The organism is Pseudomonas sp. MEJ086 (genome assembly GCF_030209025.1).
GTDB classification, from domain to species: Bacteria; Pseudomonadota; Gammaproteobacteria; order Pseudomonadales; family Pseudomonadaceae; genus Aquipseudomonas; species Aquipseudomonas fulva_A.
The window spans coordinates 55,230-73,400 of sequence record NZ_JARVSV010000010.1 but is presented as its reverse complement, the minus strand read 5'-3'; the positions used below and the strand labels follow the sequence as shown (position 1 = coordinate 73,400).

Genomic DNA, 18,171 nt, shown 5'->3' with positions numbered 1-18,171 from the left:
GTCGGTGGTGGGCTGAAGCCCACCCTACTTCCAAGGAGCATGAACCGTAGGGTGGTGCTTTAGCCCACCAAAGCCGTCCAACACCGATGGTGGCTGGCTATTCAGAGCATGCGGCTCGGAGCTTTGGGCTGTGGGTGTTGTTGGTGGTGGGCTGAAGCCCACCCTACTTCCAAGGGGCATGAACCGTAGGGTGGTGCTTTAGCCCACCAAAGCCGTTCAACACCGATGGTGGCTGGTGGCTCAAAGCATGCGGCTCGGAGCTTGGGCTGTGGGCGTTGTCGGTGGTGGGCTGAAGCCCCACCCTACTCGCTGTTGGTGGGTTATGTACTCAACCGCTCCCATAACCCGCTGCGGCGCTCGACGCGGCGCCCGATGGCGGTTTCGAATACGCCGGCGCGGCTTTCGATGAGGCTGAAGCAATCCCGGGCGCGGGTGATGCCGGTATAGACCAGCTCCTTGGTCAGCACCGGGTTGAGGTTATCCGGCAGCACCAGGGCGCAATGGGCGAACTCCGAGCCCTGGGATTTGTGCACGGTCATGGCGAACACGGTTTCCACGGCGCCGAGGCGACTGGGCAGGATCGAGCGCAGGCCGCCCGAGCCGTCGTTGCGCGGGAACACCACGCGCAAGGCCGAGCGCAACGGGCCGCCCTCCTCCAGCGCCGGCTCGGGCAATCGCAAGGCGATGCCGATATCGCCATTCATCAGCCCCAACCCGTAGTCGTTGCGCGTGACCAGCACCGGCCGGCCTTCGTACCAGCCGTGCTCCTGCTCGATCAGCCCACGCTGCAGCAGCGCGTGGGCGATGCGCCCGTTGAGCGCCTCGACGCCCCAGGGGCCCTTGCGCACCGCACACAGCAGTTGAAAACGATCGAACGCCGCCAGCACTCTGGCGGCCCAGGCATCCCAGCGCTCCTCACCGTCGGACAGCCCGGGGCGCTGCTCACGGAGAATGCTCAGGTAGTCGGCATAGCCCACCGGGCGTTGCTCACCGCCTGGCAAACCATCGAGCAGCAAGCGTTCGAAGGCGCGATCCTGCTCGCCCGTCAGACGCAACTGGTGCAGATCCGCGCCACCGGCAGCCAGCACCTCGCGAGCCTCCATGGCCGCACCGCGATTCACCGCCAAAGCCAGACGCCCGATACCGGAGCCCCCGGCGAAGCGCCGGGAGTGACGGAGCATGACGATGTGCTGCGACAGCGCCCGCTCTCCCACCTGCAACTGTGCGTCGTCAATCCGCTCGCCAGTCTGCCGCGCCAGCCACTCGCCGGTGGCGTGACTGTAACCGCCCAGCTCGGCATCACGGCACAAATCGCCGAGCACCGCGCCCGCCTCCACCGACGCCAGCTGGTCCTTGTCGCCGAGCAGGATCAGCCGCGCATGGGTCGGCAGCGCATCGAGCAGATTGGCCATCATTTCCAGGTCGATCATCGAGGCTTCGTCGACCACCAGCACATCCAGCGGCAGCGGATTGGCGGCGTGATGACGGAAGTGCCGACTGTCCGGCCGACTGCCCAACAGACGGTGCAGGGTGGTGACCGTCTTGGGGATCTGCTCGCGCACCGTTTCGCTGACGGGCAGCGTCGCCACTTGCGCACCGATGGACTCGGTCAGCCGCGCCGCCGCCTTGCCGGTAGGCGCCGCCAGGCTCAGGCGCAACGGCGCGCCCTGATCCAGCGCGGCCGCCTGCAGCAGCGCCAGCAGGCGTACCACTGTGGTGGTCTTGCCCGTGCCGGGGCCGCCGGTGATCAGCGTGAAGCGCCCCCGTGCCGCCAGGGCGCAGGCCAGTTTCTGCCAGTCGGTGAGGCGCTGACCGCCCAGCTCCAGGGGCTCGGGAAACAGCACCGCCAGGCGCTGAGCGAGATCGGCCGGCGCATCTGACGGGGCCTGCAAGCGCTCGCCGATATCAGCAGCGACGCTGCGCTCGTAATCCCAGTAGCGGCGCAGATACAGGCAGGTGCCGCGTAGCACCAGCGGCGCGACCTCATCCTCGGCATCGTGCAGCAGCGCGCTGTTCGCGCAGGCCGCCAGCCAGGCATCTGCGCTCAGACCGGCCAGCACCTCGGAAGGCAGCAGGCTGACGCCCTCGGCGTCCTCGCCTTCCGGCGGCAGCGACAGCGCCGAATCCGGATCGGCCAGGGTGGTCTGCAGGTCGAGGCACACATGCCCCTGGCCCAGTTGATGGCTGGCCAGCGCCGCTGCCAGCAGCAGCAAGGGCGATGCCTCGGGGTCGAGCTCGGCGAAGAAATGCGCCAGGGTACGATCCAGCTCGCGCAGCCAGCCGCGCTCGCTCCAGGCGGCCAGCAGGGCGAACAGACCGTCACGGTTGTCGAGCATCGGCGTCATGCCAGTACCTCCACGGGCTCGCCGAGAAACAGCGCGTCCAGTTTTTCGATCAGCGCCCGCTCCGGCCGCGCCAAATATTGCCCGGCCCCCGGCGCACGCAGGAACAGGTACAGCGCCCCGCCCATGTGCCGATCGTAGTCGTAATCGGCCAGGCGCAGCCGCAAGTGGCGATGCAGCGCCAGCACGTACAGCACGTACTGCAGATCGTAGCGATGGCTGGCCACGGCAGCGCTCATGGCCTCAGCGGTATAGGCCTGCTCGTCGGCGCCCAGCCAGTTGGACTTGTAGTCGACCACGTAGTAGCGGCCCTCATGCTCGAACACCAGGTCGATAAACCCCTTGAACATGCCATTCAAGGTATCCGGGCTCAGTTGCGGGCGCGCCACGCCGGGCATTTCAGCGCGTTGCACCAGCGCATCCAGACGCAGCACGTCGACCCGCCGGGCCTCGAACCAGAACTCCAGCTCCGCCTGGTACTCGCCCAGGGTCGCCAGGCTCACTGACTGGCCATTACCCAGCGCCATGGGCTGCACCAGCAGGCCCTGCAGCCACAGCCACAGCGGCTCGATCCAGCTTGCCAGGCCGCGTCGCTGACAACGCCGCGCCAGGTGTTCGCGCAGCACGTCCGGCGCTGCCGCCATCTCCGCGAAGCCTTGCGCCGCAGCGATTTCCAGCAGGCCATGGAGGAAGGTGCCGGGGTTCGGCCCGCGTGGAAAACGGTGCAGCCCCTGGGCGGAGACCGGAATCTGCTCCAGCGCCAGTGCCGGGCGCTCGTCGTCACTGGCGATCTGCACGGCCGAGCTGTCCGGTGAAACGTCGTCGTGGCGATCGACCGTACTGGCCTCGCCCTCCTGCATGCGCAAGGCACTGTAGGAGGCGATCCACCAATGCTCGGCAGCACGCCGTGATGGCGTGCGCCACTGCGGCTCGAACGCGTTGGCATCCTGCGCACGGTACTGCTGCTCACTGGCAACCGGTGCGGGCAGCACCACGCAACGGGGTGGATCGGCCAGCGGGCTCAGCCAGTCGCTCAGTTGCGCGCTCTGCGCCAGGGGCTGCCCGCCGCCGAGCAGATAACCGAGCGCGCACTGGTGCAGCCGCGAGGTCTTGGCGGTACCGATCTTCAGGTCAGCGATACCCAGCCAGCAGGCGTGCTGGGCGCGGGTCAATGCCACGTAGAGCAGGCGCAGGTCCTCGCCCAGACGCTCCTGCTCGGCCTGAGCCAGGCTGGCCTCGTCGGGTTTGAGCAGCAGGCGGCGGCGCTCGCCGTCGTGGACCTGCACCGGTTTCTTGTCGTCCAGCGGGCGGAAGGAACAGATGAAGGGCAGGAACACCAGCGGGTATTCCAGGCCCTTGGATTTGTGGATGGTCACCACGCGCACCAGCGCATCGTCGCTTTCCAGGCGCAGCACCTGCTCCTCGGCAGCCTGACCGCGCCCGGCCAGGGACTCGCCAAGATGACGGATCAGCGCCAGTTCGCCGTCCAGTTCGGCAGCGGCCAGCTGCAGCAACTCGGCCAGGTGCAGCAGATTGGTCAGCACCCGTTCGCCGTCAGGACGGCTCATCAGTCGCTGTGGCAGGCCGAAATCCTGTAGCAACTGGCGCAGCATCGGCAGCACGCCCTGGCGCTGCCAGCGCTGGCGATAACCACGGAACTGCATGACCCGCGCCTCCCAGAAGCGCTCGTCGAGGTTCAGCTGTTCCAGCTCGGTGAGGCTCAGGCCCAGGGTCGAACTGGCCAGTGCCGCGCGCAGCGGGCGATCCTGATCGGGCTCGGCGCAGGCGCGCAGCCACAGCAACAGGTCATGGGCTTCCACGGTGTCGAACACCGAATCCTTGTCCGACAGGTACACGCTGCGTACGCCACGCATGGCCAGCTCGCCACGAATCGCCTGGGCTTCCTTGAAATCGCGCACCAGCACGGCGATATCGCTGGGCTGCAGGGCGGTCAGCGTGTCGCCTTTGATGAAACCAGCACGTTGCTGCTGGCCAAGCACCAGCAGGCGGACGATCTCGCTCGCCGCGCTGGCGGCCAGGGCGTCCAGATAACGTCCCTTGGCGACCGCCTCGTCGCTGGGCAGTTGCCAGAGGTTGAGCGCCGGTTGCGCCTCGCTCTCGACCGTCCAGACTTCCTTGCGCCCCTGAGCGCCGACCGCAATGAACGGCAGGTCGTCACGCAGCAGAAAGGCGCCCTGCCCGTCCTCACGGGACTCGGCCAGTTGGAACAGCCCGTTGACCGCCTCGACCATGTGCTCGCTGGAGCGGAAGTTGGTGTCCAGGTTGTAATGCCGCCCGGCGGTGGCACGGCGTGCACGCAGGTAGGTGTGGATGTCCGCACCGCGGAAGGAATAGATGGCCTGCTTGGGGTCGCCGATCATAAACAGGCCACAATCCGATCTATTGGCCTCAACTTGGTAGAGCGTGTCAAAAATGCGGTACTGCAGCGGGTCGGTGTCCTGAAATTCGTCGATCAGTGCCACCGGGAACTGCTGACGTATCACCTCGGCCAGGCGCGGGCCGCTGTCGCTCTGCAGGGCGTCGTCCAGGCGGGTGAGCATGTCGTCGAAACCCATCTCGGCGCGCTGGCGTTTCTCGCGGTCGAAGCGCTGACGGATCCAGGCGGCGGCGTGGCGCAGCGCGGCATCGCCCGGTGCGGGCAGCCCATCGAGCTGCGCCTTGAGCGTGGCCATGGCATCCAGTGCCGGATGCGCAGGCGGCGCCCCCACCTTCCAGGCCTCGGCCAGGCCGTGCGGGGTCAGCCGCGTGAAGCCGGTGCCGATATCCAGTACTTCGTCATCGCCCAGGGCCCAGGCGCGCAGCTTGTCGAACCAGGGCACGTAGAAACGCGCCTGCAGCTTTCTGGCATCGACCTGCTTTCCGGCCGCCGCCTGGTCGAGCAGGCCCTGCAACTCGTCGACCCAGGCTGCCCAGGGTTGCTTGAGGGCGATCAGCGCGCGCTGACGCGCCTGCAAGGTTCCATCCAGCAGATCGCCCAGCGCCAGGGCGGCGCCATCGTCGTCCTCGCCGAGCAGCGGGCGAATGCGCATGCCCAGCTCGTCCGGCGCGCCCCAGTTCTCCGCCACCCATTCGAGGGCCAGGCCCTGCAGCGGGTAGCAGTGCTGGCGCCAGTAGTCGCGCACCACCTCGGCGAGCAGCTCGCTGTGGTCGGTTTCCAGGGTCTGGCTGAACAGGCTGCCGCTGTCGAAGGCGTGTTCACGCAGCATGCGCTGGCACCAGCCGTGAATGGTCGACACCGCCGCCTCGTCCATCCATTGCGCGGCCAGCTCCAGGCGCCGGGCGCACTCCGGCCATTCGGCGCAGGCGAAGTCGGCCTTCAGGGTCGCCAGCAAGGCGTCACCCTCGGCATCACCGCGAAACACCGTGGCCGCCTCTACCAGGCGCGCCCGGATGCGGTCACGCAGCTCCCGGGTGGCGGCGTCGGTGAAGGTCACCACGAGAATCTGCGGCGGCAGCAGCGGCTCGCGAAAGGCGGCTTCACCGCCATGCTGGAGGATCAGGCGCAGGTACAGCGCCGAGATGGTGTAGGTCTTGCCGGTACCGGCGCTGGCCTCGATCAGGCGGCTGCCGTGCAGCGGAAAACGCAGCGCCAGGGGGCGTGTTGACTGGCTCATGGCTGGTGGTCCTTGAGTTCGGCAATGTCTGCATCGAGCAATGATTTGTAGAGCACGGCCCCCCAGTGGGCGAACTGACCGTTTTGCAGCAGGGCATCGAAGCCTGGGTACTGGCGAGCCAGACTGGCGCTCTGCTGCACTTCACCCGTGACCAGGTGGCCGCCTTCGTAGACCTTGCGCGCGGCGTCTATCGCCTTGTCCTCATCCTCGTCCTTGTCGAGCTGGGCGAACCAGGCCGCTACCGTTCTGATCGCCACCGGCAGCGGTGCCTGCATGCCCTCGGCATAGGCTTCCAGCCACTGGCGCAGGATGCGCTCGCCCTCGGCCCGAGCCAGCGGCTCGAAGGCCAGGCGCACGTCTTCGGCGACCAGCAGGGTGGTGAGTGGGTGCCCGCAGGCCGCGGCCACCACATGGCTGACCCAGGGTCTGAGCAGGCGGTGCCACTTCAGCGAGCGATCCTTGCGCTTCAGGCCACCCGCTTGCAGCTCCAGGCGCGCCAGGGCATCGCCGGCAGTGCGCAGTTCGCCGAGCCAGTCTTCGAGTTCCAGGCCGGCATGGGCGAAGCTCAGGCGAATCGGCGACGGCAGAGGCTCGGGCCAGCACGCCAGCAGGGCTTCGTAACCACGCAGTTGCTCCGGCATCGGCTCGAGCAGTTGCGCGCGCAGACGATCACCGAAGCCCGCCACCGGCAGCAGACCGCTGCGCTGAATGCGCCGCGCGGCCCGCGTCAGCGCCGCGTCGACACCCTGGTTCTCTTGCAGCGCCAGGGCTGCAGCCTGCAGCAGCGCCTGCTGGATCTGGTGACGCTGCAAGCCATCCAGGGCGAAGGGCTCGCTATCCAGCTCGGCCTGCTCGGTTTCGTCCAGGTGCACCTTGAGGCGCACGGTGAAGAAGTGCTTCACCGGGTCGCGCAGAAAGCGCTGCAGTTTTTCCAGATTGAGCGCGGCATCCGCCAGGTAGGCACCCAGTGGCTGCTCGAGCGGCTGGGCCACCGGTGCACGGTGCGATGCGGCCCATTCGTGCACATAGCTGAACAGCGGCCCGCTGCCGGAAAAGTAACGGCGGCTGAAGGGTTGCAGCGGGTGTTCGGTGGTCAGGGCGTGGAGCAGATCGCCGTTGCCCGCCAGGCGCCAGGCGCTGGCCAGGTGGTCGCGCAACTGGCCGACCAGCACCGAAGGCGGTCGCTCGGTGTTGTCGCGAATGCTGCGCCCGACCCAACTGATGTACAGGCGCTCGCGCACCGCTAGCAGCGCCTCGAGCAGCAGGTAGCGATCGTCCTCACGGCGCGAGCGATCGCCGGGGCGGTAGTCGCCGCCCATCAGGTCGAAGTCCAGCGGCGCCTGGCTGCGCGGGTAATCACCATCGTTCATGCCCAGCAGGCAGAGGTGACGAAACGGGATGGCGCGCATCGGCATCAGCGTGCAGACGTTCACCGCGCCCGCCAGGAAGCGCTGACTGAGGCCACCCTGGTCGAGCCCGCCCAACCAGGCCTCACGGACCACGGCCAGCGGCAGGGCCTCTTCCAGCGTGGCCGCTTCGCAGAGTTCCAGCCAGCTCTCCAGCGCATCCTGGGCCTGGTTGCGCAGTACCTCGTCGCGCTCGTCCTGGGGCAGGAAGAAGTCGTCCAGCAGCGCTCGCAGACGCTCGCCCCAGGTCACCGGCAGCAGCGTCTCGGCAAGGCTGCCGCAATGCGTTTCCAGCACGTCCAGCAGGCGCGTCAGCGGGCCGATCAGCGCGGCATCCAGGCCGCCGATCTCATCGAAGGGCTCGATGCCCGCACGCGCACCGGCACCGCCCACGGCGTAGCCGAGCAGCATGCGCCGCAGGCCGAAGCGCCAGCTGTTCTGCTCCAGCCCGGCCCCCAGGCCAAGGCCTTCGCGCTGCTCGGCATCCAGCCCCCAACGCACGCCAGCGCCCTCCAGCCAGCGGCGCAGCACCGACAGCTGGTCTTCGGGAATGGCGAAGCGGGCTCGCACCGCGGCCACGTCCAGCAGGTCGAGAATCTCGCTGACGCTGAAGCGGCTGTCCGGCAGGCGCAGCAGATGCTCCAGGGCGATCACCAGGGGCTCCTTGCCGCGCAGCCCCTGGTCCGCCAGGGTGAAGGGAATGAAACGCGGATCGTCGCTGGCGAACTGGCCGAACACCGCGCGAATCTGCGCCGCGTAGCTGTTCACGTCGGGCACCATGACGATGGTGTCCCGCGGGCGCAGCGTCGGGTCCGCGCTGAACGCCGCCAGCAGATGATCGTGCAGCACCTCCACCTCGCGCTGGGCGCTGTGGGCGACATGAAAGCGCAGAGAGCGATCCTGCTCGGGGTCGACAGCGGGCCAATGCGTGCGGCTCTCTTCCACCGGGCGCAGGTCGAGAATGTCGTTCTGCAGCTGGCCGAGCAGCGTGCCCTCGTTCATCGTGCTGAACAGGTCGATGCGCTCGAAATGCTCACGGTAGCGCTGCGGCTCGTCGTACTGATCCAGCAGGTTGATGTAATCGCGCCCCTGCTTGCCCCAGGAGGCCAGCAGCGGCTGGCCGTGCTGATGCAGCTCCACGGCGTCGAACAGCCCCAGTTGACCGACTTGCCCAGCCTGCCCGCCCGACTTGCGCTTGTGCCGGCGATACTCGTGGCGCAGCAGGTCCTTGTCTTCGACGATATCGCCCCAGTGGTGCTGCGACGGGTTCTGCACGTAGAGCATCACCTGGCTGAAGCGCGCCATGGCCGCCAGCGCCTCGAGCATCTGCGCCGGCAGCGAAGAGATACCGAACACCGTGACCCGGCGCGGCAGGCCACGTGGCGGTGCCTCCAGCTCCGCCAGCCTGGCGACGAAGCGCGGGTGCACGCCCGCCCGGCTCTGGGCCAGGTGCTCATCGCCAACATCGGCCAGCAGTGTGCGCCACAGCAGGGGTTGCCACAGCGCCGTGTCGTCCATCTCGTGCACGCCGCCACGGGCGGTGCGCAACTGATCGCGCCCCTCGGCCCAGTCCGCCAGCCAGTCGGCACGGTACACCTGGTACTGGTCGAACAGATCGGCCAGGCGCTCGGCCAACTGGTGGCGCTTGCGCAGATCGGCATCGTCCGCCAGAAAGCGCCGCAACGGTGCGAAACAGGGCTCGCTCAACAGGCTCGGCAGCAGGCGCATCAACCGCCAGGTCAGCGGCGCCTTGTCCAGCGGCGACTGCTGGGGAATCGCCTCGCTGCCCAGCACGCTGCGGTAGGCCTGCCAGAGAAAGCGTGCTGGCAGGCTCACATCCGTGGCCGCGGCGATACCACAGCCCTCCTGCTCGGCCAGCGCCAGCTTGAGCCACTGGGCGATGCCGTTGCTCTGCACCAGCAGTACCTCGTTCTCCAGCGGGCGCAGCGGGTACCGACGCATCCACTCCACCGCCAGGGCGCGCAGCTCCTCGAGGCGGTTGCCATGGATCACGATCAGACCGGGGTTCAGCGCCGACATGGATGGGGTTCCTGAGTGTGCAGAATCAGACGGTGAATGATGACAGAGCGAGGCGCCAGAGTGTGACGCAAAGAGGCAATTGATTGGCTGGCGAAGGCACAGCGGCCATATCAGCCTCACAGCGGATTCCCTATCCATGCCTGCACTCTCGCGTGGCCCCATGGCGATCACCGACCCATTGGGAAAACGCTGATCCTGCCCGAGGTGCCCGCATTGCAGAGCGAATCTGAACAACCCAAGCACAAAGCCCCGACCATCCGGGGGGAGGGTCGGGGCTTCATGCGGCATCAACGAAGAGAGCAGCAATGGCCTGGGGACCGGGCATGCCAGGAATACGCGCTGACTCAGCGGTACGACAGCCCCTCTTGTTCGCAACCAATGCCAGGTCAGCGGCAACCGCCGAAACGTCCGCTACCCGCCTGCCGTGATCTAGAACAGGCCAAGCGTGTAGCTGACGATCAGCCGGTTCTCGTCGATGTCGGTGCGGTAGTTGGAGCGCGCCGTAACATTGCGCCAGCGCAGCCCCAGCCCCGCTAACGGGCCACTCTGCACCACATACGCCAGATCCAGATCGCGCTCCCAGTCCTCGCCTTCATAGCCCTGCCCGGTACGCACATTGTCACCCGTGACGTAACGCAAGGTACTGGTCAAGCCAGGGATGCCAAGCACGGAGAAATCGTAGTCATGGCGCACCTGCCAGGAGCGCTCACCGGGCGCGGCGAATTCGTAGGTGGGCAAGGTGTTGCCCATCGGGTTGGTATTGGCGCCAACCTGAATGAAGCCGTCATCACCGTCGATCCGCTGATGCCCTACATAGACGGTGTGACCACCATGCCTGGCCGAGAACAGCGCGAAGGCTGCCTGGTTGTCGAGCTTGCCAGCGATGCTGCGCCCTTCGTCACGGCTATCGAAATACCCCGCGCTCACCCCCAGCGTCCAGTCGCCAAGAGGCTCGGCATGCTTGAAACTGTAGAACCGCTGCTGATAGATGTCCTGCAATTGCGCCTGCCAGATGCCGACGCTGGTGCGCTTGGCGTTGAAACTGTAATCCGCACCGGCGTAGTTGAAGCGGTCGCTGGTGAAGCGGGCGATACGAGCCGGGTTGACGGGGTCGTTGATCAGCCCGTACATCTCCTGGCGATCCGTCGAGTCGCGCAGGCTGGTAGAACGCATCTGCCCAGCCTGCAGCGTCAGCCCCTCGATCTCGCTGGATACCAGCGCAGCCCCCTGATAGGTCGGCGGTAGCAAACGCAGATCACTGTGAAACAGCACGGGAAGATGGGGCCGCAATTCACCGACCTTGAGTTCGGTACGCGACAACTTCACCTTCAGGGCAGCACCCATGCGCCCATATTCATCGGCTCCCCGACCGTCGTGCACCGGCAGCAGACCACTGCTGGTACGCCCGCGACCGCTATCGAGCTTGATGCCATAGAGCCCCAGCACATCCACACCAAAGCCAAGCGGGCCACGGGTGTACCCCGAACGGAAATCGAAGATGAACCCCTGGGCCCACTCCTGGGTTCTCGATTGCGTGCTGCTACCGACGATCCCGGAATAATCGCGGCTGAAAAAATAATTGCGCAGCTGCAGGTCAGCTTGGGAGCCCTCCATGAATCCGCCCTCCTCGGCCTGAGCGGACAGACCCAGCCCTGCGACCAGACAGCCCCCGACAACACGACGCATGCAAGTCATGATCGACACTCCATAAAGACGAACGCAAACGCACGCCTTGGAAAAAAGGGCGTGAGAATGAAAAAGATGGAAGGGTTTAAAATCCGGAACGCGCGACAGCACGCTCCGGCAACACCAGGAGCGCTCGCCTTAGCGGTTGACCAGTTTCGCGGGCAGCGCGATCACCAGGAAGCAGCTGAGCAGCAGGCAACCGGCGAAGAACCAGAGCGCGGCGTGGCTGGTGCCGGTCAGGTCGGTGACCAGGCCCATCAGCGAGTTGCTCACCAGGCCGGCGATATTCGCCACCGAGCAGGCCAGGGCGAAGCCAGTGGCAGCCGCCGTGCCCTTGAGGAACGTGGCCGGCAGGCTGAAGAACACCGGCACGGCACCGATGATGGCCGCCGAGGCGATGGCGAACAGCGTGACGGTCATGATCAGGTTGTCACTGAAGAAAGTGCTGCTGGCCATGGCGATGGCGCCGATGATGAATGGCACGATGATGTGCCAGCGACGCTCACGGTGACGGTCCGAACTGGCGCCGATCAGCAGCATGCCCGCCAGCGCCGCGAGGCTCGGCAAGGAGGTCAGCAAGCCGATATGGAAGGTATCGGTCACCCCCGTATTGCGGATGAAGGTCGGCATCCAGAAGCCCATGGCGTAGGCACTGAGCAGGATCGAGAAGTCGATGCCGCCGAGCATCCACACCTTGAGGTTGAAGAAGCCGTCACGAAAGCTGTGTTTGCTGCCTTTGCCTTCTGCGTCATCGGCCGCCAGATCGCGGGCCAGTTGCGCCTTTTCATCGGCATCGAGCCACTTGGCCTGATTGAAGTGATTGGGCAATGCCCAGAAGGTCAGGATACCGAGCAACACGCTGGGAATCGCCTCCAGCAGGAACAGCCACTGCCAGCCCCGCAGCCCGTTCACCTCGTCGAAGTGATTCATGATCCAGCCGGAAATCGGGCCACCAATCACACTGGAAAGGGGCAGGCCGATCATGAACAGGGCAATGATTCGTCCGCGTCGGTACGTCGGGTACCAGGTGGTCAGGTAATACAGCACGCCTGGCAGGAAGCCCGCCTCGGCAGCCCCCAGCAGAAAGCGGATGATGTAGAACTCGGTGGTGGTGGTGACGAACATGGTGCAGGCCGACAACAGGCCCCAGGTGATCATTATCCGCGCGATCCAGACCTTGGCCCCGACCCTCTCGAGCACCAGATTGCTGGGCACCTCGAACAGGATGTAACCGACGAAGAACAGACCGGCGCCAAGCCCGTAGGCCGCCTCGCTGAATTGCAGATCGGTGAGCATCTGCAGTTTGGCGAAGCCGACGTTGATGCGATCCAGATAGGCGGCGAGGTAACAGAAACACAGGAAAGGGATCAGCCTCCAGGTCACTTTCCGGTATAGCTCGCGGGTACTGTCGGGTGCACTGCCCACGGCGGTGCTGGTGGTGGGTACGTAAGGCATTGCGTGTCTCCTGGCGGTGACTTGTGATTTTTGTTGAAGCCAGCAGTCGTCGACGCCCGCAAGCGTCATCAACCGATGACCTTCCAAGGCAGCGTCAGGGCCGTACCCGAGGCACGGCGGCCACCCGCATCAGGGCGACCCGTGGAAAGAGCGGCGTACCGCAGATTCCTTATTGAGTGTTCACGCAGACAGTCGGTCGAGGTACGCCAACGTCTCCTCGAGGCTGACCACATCGCCGTACTTACTGTCGATGTCGAACAGATTCGCCTCATGGGGCGCCTGGTGCCGATCCCCCACGCAGTCACGCACGACGATGGTGCGGAAACCGTGCTGCACACCATCCACCGCACTGGCGCGAATGCAGCCACTGGTCGAGCAGCCGGCCAGCAACAGCGTGTCGATACCTCGGGCGTGCAACTGAGAAGCCAGACTCGTGCCGAAGAACACACTGGCGTATTGCTTGGTGAGCACCTGCTCGCCTGGCTGGGGCGCCACCTGCGGGCAGAACTCGGCCAGCGGGTTGCCGTCGACCATGTCCTTCATCACCGGCGCCTTGCGTACCCACATGCCGCCGTCGGCGAAATCGGCGGCGTGATAGCGGATGTTGCTGTGCACCAGCGTGATACCCAGCCGGCGCGCCGCGTCCAGCAAGGCCACCGATTGCTCCACCGCGCTGACCACACCCGGTGCAAACAGCGGCGCGCCCGGCGTGGTGTAGCCCTGCATGAAGTCGATCATCAGCAGCGCCGGCCGCGTACCGAAGCCGATACGCTGCCCCCAGACGCCCTGATAGTTGTCGCTAAGACTCTGCGCACTCATGGCCACCTCCTCAGTAGGCGCCGGACAGCAGCGCGCCGGCGCCAGGCACGATTGGTTCCAGATCCAGCGCCTTGAGCATGCAATAGGTGGTGGCGATGGCCGCCGTGACCACCGGTTTGCCGGTCAGCGCCTCGACCTTGGCCACCGCCGGCAGCGACTGCATTTGCACGCACGCAGACAGCACCACCACATCGACACCCTCCAGGTTCATGCCCGCGACGATATCCGGCAGGTTGGCCGGGTCATGGCGCGCGACCTGCAGATTGTCGGGGATTTCCAGGGCACGCCAGTCGACCACCTCGAAACCCTCTTCACGGATGTAGTCGACCACCAACTCGGTGAGCGGCTTCATGTAGGGAGCGACGATGGCGATGCGCTTGGCCTTCATGACCTTGAGCGCCTCGACCAGCGCACCCGCGCTGGTGATCACCGGCGAATTGGCGTCGTTGTCGGCGGTCACCTGGCGCAGACGTTTTTCGGACTGGCGATGGTAGCCAAGCCCCATGGCCATGATCGCCACCAGGCAGGCATAGCCGAGCACGTCGACCTTGGCGTCGGACAGCTCCAGCGCGCAACGATCCGACTCGGCATCCATGGCTGCCAGCTCCTCCTTCTTCACCTGTTTCATGCGCATGCGCGCCGAATGAAAGGTGAAGCGCTCCGGGCGAATCGCCTGGCGCGCGGTGAGCATCGCCGGGATCTCGGTTTCCATGGTGGTGTTGGAGCTCGGCACGATCTGGCCGATGCGATAGAGCGTGTTCATGGCAGAACCTCGTGGTGAATGGGCTGGCCGAGAAAGTCGCCGAAGGCGGCGAAGAAACCGTCGAGATCGTCCCAGGGGATCATGTGCCCGGCGTCCGTAACGCGAACGACCTGCAAATCGCTCTTCAGCGCGCGCAGCTCGGCTTCGTCGACCGGCTCGATGACCCCGCCGCGCCCTGCCACCATCAGTAGCGCAGGCTGTTTCACGGCAGGCAGATACTGATGGATATCGACCTGATGGAACTCCTCGAAAGCCTGCACGATGGCCGGCTCGTAACAGGTGTGCAGCCACTCGGCACGCAGCTGCAATTGCTCCTGGCTCCAGGTCGGGCAGAACGCCTTCATCGCCTCGGCATCCATGCCCTGCTCGGCCTGACGGATGGAGTCGACGTACCAGGGCAGCTTGCTCGGATAGTCGCGCCGGCCCGGCCCGGACACAGGCGGATCGATCAGCACCAGGCGCTCCAACCCCTTGGCGCCCAGCGCCGCGGCGCGAATGGCGAAGCGCGCGCCCATCGAGTGGCCGAGCAGGCTGTAGCGCTCGAACCCCAGGGCTGCGGCGAAGGCGATGATGTCGGCGGCACAGGTATCGGTGTCATAGGCCAGCCCCGCACCACCGGAGGACAGACCGCGCCCACGCACGTCGAGAATGTAGGTATCGAACTGACGCCCCAGCACCTCGCCGACGAACCCCCAGGTGATCGCCGGGCTGGTGATGCCGGGCACCAGCAGCAGTACCGGCCCCTGGCCGCCGTAGCGCAGGTAGTGCTGGCGGATGCCGTTGGCCTGCACGTTGCCGCCACCAATCAGGGTGCTCATGCCGCCACCCCGCTTTTCAGCGGCTGGGCATAGACGTCATAACCGTAGACCCAGGCAGGATCCTCCTGCGTACGCAGGAAGGTATTGGCGTTGGAGACGGCCTGTACGCGCGACGCACGCTCCTTGCGATTGGCCTCGTAGAGCTCGAAAGCCGTGCGGAAATCCGACAACCCGGTTTCCTGCAGGCAGCGGGTCAGCATCGCCGCATCCTCGATCGCCATCCCGGCGCCCTGGGCCATGTGCGGCTTCATCGGGTGGCAGGCATCGCCCAGCAGCACCAGGCGCCCACGACTCCACAGCGGCAGCGGGTTGCGGTTGCGCAACGGCCACTTGGTGATGTCTTCGGTGCTGCGGATCAGCTTCTGCACCGTGGAGTGGTAGCCCTCGAACGCGGCCAGCATTTCCTCCTGGCTGCTGTCCACGTAGTTGCCCTGGAAATCCCAGGCCTCATGCGGCACGCCCGAGACGAAGTAGTACTCATCGCGCTTGCTGGTGGTGTGATAGACCATCAGATGACGATCATCCGTCCACCATTTCACGCAGGGCTCGAACAGATCGGCGTGCCGCACCAGACTTTCGCCGCGAATCAGCGCACGGTGCGCGACCCAGCCGCTGTAGATGGGCGATTCGGCGCCCAGCAGCTCCTCGCGAATCTTGGAATGAATGCCATCGGCACCGATGACGATATCGGCAGTGGCCTCTGAGCCATCGGTAAAGCTCAGGCGTACCTGGTCGCCTTCATCGACGATGCGCTCCAGCCTCTTGCCGAACCGCACCGTGCCGGGCGCGATGCTGTCCATCTGCAACACGTGCATGTCACCACGGTGAACGGTGATGTAGGACGCCCCGTACTCGCGCCGGGCGAACTCACCCAGCGGAATGCGTGCCAGATACTCCCCCGACTCGCCATCGCGGCTGTGCCAGAAGTCAGGGTGCGAGCCCATGGCCTCGAGCGGCTTCTCCAGCCCCATGCGCCGGAAGATCTTCATTACGTTCGGCCCGACATGGATACCGGCCCCCAGCCGGGAGAACTCCGGCGATTGCTCGTAGACCGTGACCTCGAACCCTGCCTGTTGCAACAGGGTAGCGGCAGCGGCGCCCCCCAGCCCCGCACCAACGATGGCAATTCTTTGCTGAGCCCCCATGGGCGCACCTCCTCTCTTGGATACGACGAAGCGGGTTTCCCCACCGAACAATTACAGTGTATGCACTATATTTTTAAAAAGTGAAGAGCCTTCCTCAAAAAAACCGTGCGCCGCGAAAACTGCTACCAATCATCAATAAAAAGCTCACAAACCAGCAATTGTGTAGATAGGTAACGCTGCAAGCGAAACCTTGCCAAGATCTTCAGGCTGGTGTTTTATCTAAGCAATTAGAGCGCACACTCTATAAAAACGCACCATCAGACAGCAGCAAGGCACCAGCTCGGTGCACCCTCCTCACGACTTTTCAGGAGACACGTCATGCCGGTAAGCGATAGCGAACTAACCCAGATGTTCGAACAGGTGCTGACCCTGTCCAGGGTCGATGCGACCCAGAGCGTCGCCATTCTCAAGAGCCATTACTCGAACCCGAGAACCGTGCGCGCCGCCATGGATGCCGCGCAGCGACTCAACGCCAAGGTGTACGCCGTGGAACTGCCGTCGTTCAACCACCCGAGGGCGATGGGCAACGACATGACGGCCTACTGCGGCGACACCGCATTGACCGGCAACCTCGCTGCACAGCGTGCACTGGAAGCTGCCGACCTGGTCGTCGACACCATGATGCTGCTGCACTCTCCGGAGCAGGAGCAGATCCTGAAGACCGGAACCCGAATCCTGCTCGCCGTGGAGCCACCCGAAGTACTGGCGCGCATGCTGCCGACCGAGGACGACAAACGCCGCGTCCTGGCGAGCGAGGCGCTGCTCAAGCAGGCGCGCAGCCTGCACGTGAAGTCCGCTGCAGGCAGCGACTTCCATGCCGCTCTGGGGCAGTACCCGGCGGTTACCGAGTACGGCTTCGCCGACGAGCCAGGCCGCTGGGATCACTGGCCCAGCGGTTTCCTGTTCAGCTGGCCGAACGAGGAAAGCGCGCAAGGCACCCTCGTGCTGGACGTCGGCGACATCCTGCTGCCGTTCAAGAACTACTGCCGCGAGCGCATCACCCTGGAAATCGACAAGGGCTTCATCACCGCCATCCACGGCGGTTTCGAAGCCGAGTACCTGCGCGACTACCTAAAGTACTTCAAAGACCCGGAGGTGTACGGCATCTCCCATATCGGCTGGGGGCTGCAACCTCGCGCGCAGTGGACAGCCATGGGCCTGCACGACCGCAACGACGGCATGTGCATGGACGCGCGTGCGTTCTACGGCAACTTCCTGTTCTCCACCGGGCCGAACACCGAGGTCGGCGGCACACGCAAGACGCCCTGCCATCTGGATATTCCACTGCGCAACTGCGATATCTATCTGGACGATCAGGCCGTGGTGCTGGCTGGCGACGTGGTCTATCCCGAAGCCTCGAAGGCTGGCTGACACGGCACCACGGGCGCGGCCGCAGGCGTCGGGCAACAAGGGCTACGGCGCTGTTCGTCGCCATGTACAGCCCGCCGCCCGTGGCGGCCGCGCAACGCTCCAGCGCCAGCCGGAAAACACTGCGGGCAGACACGCGACCGCCCTGCACCGCTATACTCGGCCACCTGCGCCTCGAACCGAATGCCCCCATGTCGACCGACAACTGCCCAGAAAACACCTACCAGGTAACCGAACAGATCGGCCACCTGCTGCGTAAGGCCTATCAGCGCCATACGGCGATCTTCCAGCAGAACGTCTGCGACGCTCAGCTGACCTCCATCCAGTTCGTCACACTGTGCGCCCTGCGTGACCATGGCCCGAGCTCCCAGGCCGAGCTGATCAAGGCCACGGCCGTCGACCAAGCCACCATTCGCGGCATCGTCGAACGCCTGAAGGCGCGCAGCCTGGTCGCCCTGTCGCCCGACCCCGACGACCGTCGCAAGGTCATCGTCGAGCTGACCAGCGCGGGCCAGGCACTGCTGACCGAGATGATTCCCTGTGCCCAGGAAATCAGCGAGCTGACCATGGGCAGCCTCAATCCCGGCGAGCGCATCGCCATTCTCTACCTGCTGCGCAAGATGAACGACAGCGGCGAGTAGGCCGCAGGTCGTCCACGACTCTGCCGACAACTGCCTCGAGCAAGGCGCAGGTA

The 18,171-nt window shown here is 65.5% G+C and carries 11 protein-coding genes; 2 read left to right on the top strand and 9 right to left on the bottom strand.

Going from position 1 to position 18,171, the window contains the following annotated elements:
* Positions 1-320: 320 nt before the first annotated feature.
* The 9 genes from recD to QRN22_RS08925 form a co-directional block, all read right to left on the bottom strand.
* A complete protein-coding gene (gene recD, locus QRN22_RS08965) occupies positions 321-2,345 on the bottom strand; it encodes an exodeoxyribonuclease V subunit alpha (protein ID WP_042556705.1) in 2,025 nt (674 codons plus the stop codon).
* Positions 2,342-5,977 (bottom strand): exodeoxyribonuclease V subunit beta, encoded by a 3,636-nt coding sequence (gene recB, locus QRN22_RS08960; protein WP_042556706.1) that lies wholly within the window; start codon positions 5,975-5,977, stop codon positions 2,342-2,344. The genes recD and recB overlap by 4 nt, the downstream gene beginning before the upstream one ends.
* Positions 5,974-9,423 carry an exodeoxyribonuclease V subunit gamma gene (gene recC / locus QRN22_RS08955; RefSeq protein ID WP_042556707.1) on the bottom strand — a complete coding sequence of 1,150 codons (3,450 nt, stop codon included), beginning with the start codon at positions 9,421-9,423 and terminating at the stop codon, positions 5,974-5,976. Before recC ends, recB begins: the two co-directional genes overlap by 4 nt.
* A gap of 429 nt (positions 9,424-9,852) precedes the next feature.
* Positions 9,853-11,109 carry an OprD family porin gene (locus QRN22_RS08950; RefSeq protein ID WP_042556722.1) on the bottom strand — a complete coding sequence of 419 codons (1,257 nt, stop codon included), beginning with the start codon at positions 11,107-11,109 and terminating at the stop codon, positions 9,853-9,855.
* Positions 11,110-11,247: 138 nt separating this feature from the next.
* The gene (locus tag QRN22_RS08945) at positions 11,248-12,564 is read right to left on the bottom strand and encodes an MFS transporter (RefSeq protein WP_042556708.1); all 1,317 of its coding nucleotides are present in this window, start codon (positions 12,562-12,564) and stop codon (positions 11,248-11,250) included.
* 180 nt (positions 12,565-12,744) lie between these two features.
* Positions 12,745-13,383, bottom strand: coding sequence for an N-carbamoylsarcosine amidohydrolase (locus QRN22_RS08940; RefSeq protein ID WP_042556709.1), 639 nt, complete (start codon positions 13,381-13,383; stop codon positions 12,745-12,747).
* 10 nt (positions 13,384-13,393) lie between these two features.
* Positions 13,394-14,146 (bottom strand): maleate cis-trans isomerase family protein, encoded by a 753-nt coding sequence (locus QRN22_RS08935; protein ID WP_042556710.1) that lies wholly within the window; start codon positions 14,144-14,146, stop codon positions 13,394-13,396.
* Positions 14,143-14,964 carry an alpha/beta fold hydrolase gene (locus tag QRN22_RS08930; protein WP_042556711.1) on the bottom strand — a complete coding sequence of 274 codons (822 nt, stop codon included), beginning with the start codon at positions 14,962-14,964 and terminating at the stop codon, positions 14,143-14,145. Before QRN22_RS08930 ends, QRN22_RS08935 begins: the two co-directional genes overlap by 4 nt.
* Positions 14,961-16,109 carry an FAD-dependent monooxygenase gene (locus QRN22_RS08925; RefSeq protein ID WP_042556712.1) on the bottom strand — a complete coding sequence of 383 codons (1,149 nt, stop codon included), beginning with the start codon at positions 16,107-16,109 and terminating at the stop codon, positions 14,961-14,963. Before QRN22_RS08925 ends, QRN22_RS08930 begins: the two co-directional genes overlap by 4 nt.
* A gap of 318 nt (positions 16,110-16,427) precedes the next feature.
* Here QRN22_RS08925 and QRN22_RS08920 point away from each other — a divergent pair, with 318 nt between their 5' ends.
* On the top strand, positions 16,428-17,480 hold the full coding sequence (locus QRN22_RS08920; protein ID WP_042556713.1) for a 2,5-dihydroxypyridine 5,6-dioxygenase: 1,053 nt from the start codon (positions 16,428-16,430) through the stop codon (positions 17,478-17,480).
* 188 nt (positions 17,481-17,668) lie between these two features.
* The gene (locus QRN22_RS08915; RefSeq protein WP_042556714.1) at positions 17,669-18,118 is read left to right on the top strand and encodes a MarR family winged helix-turn-helix transcriptional regulator; all 450 of its coding nucleotides are present in this window, start codon (positions 17,669-17,671) and stop codon (positions 18,116-18,118) included.
* Positions 18,119-18,171: the final 53 nt, after the last annotated feature.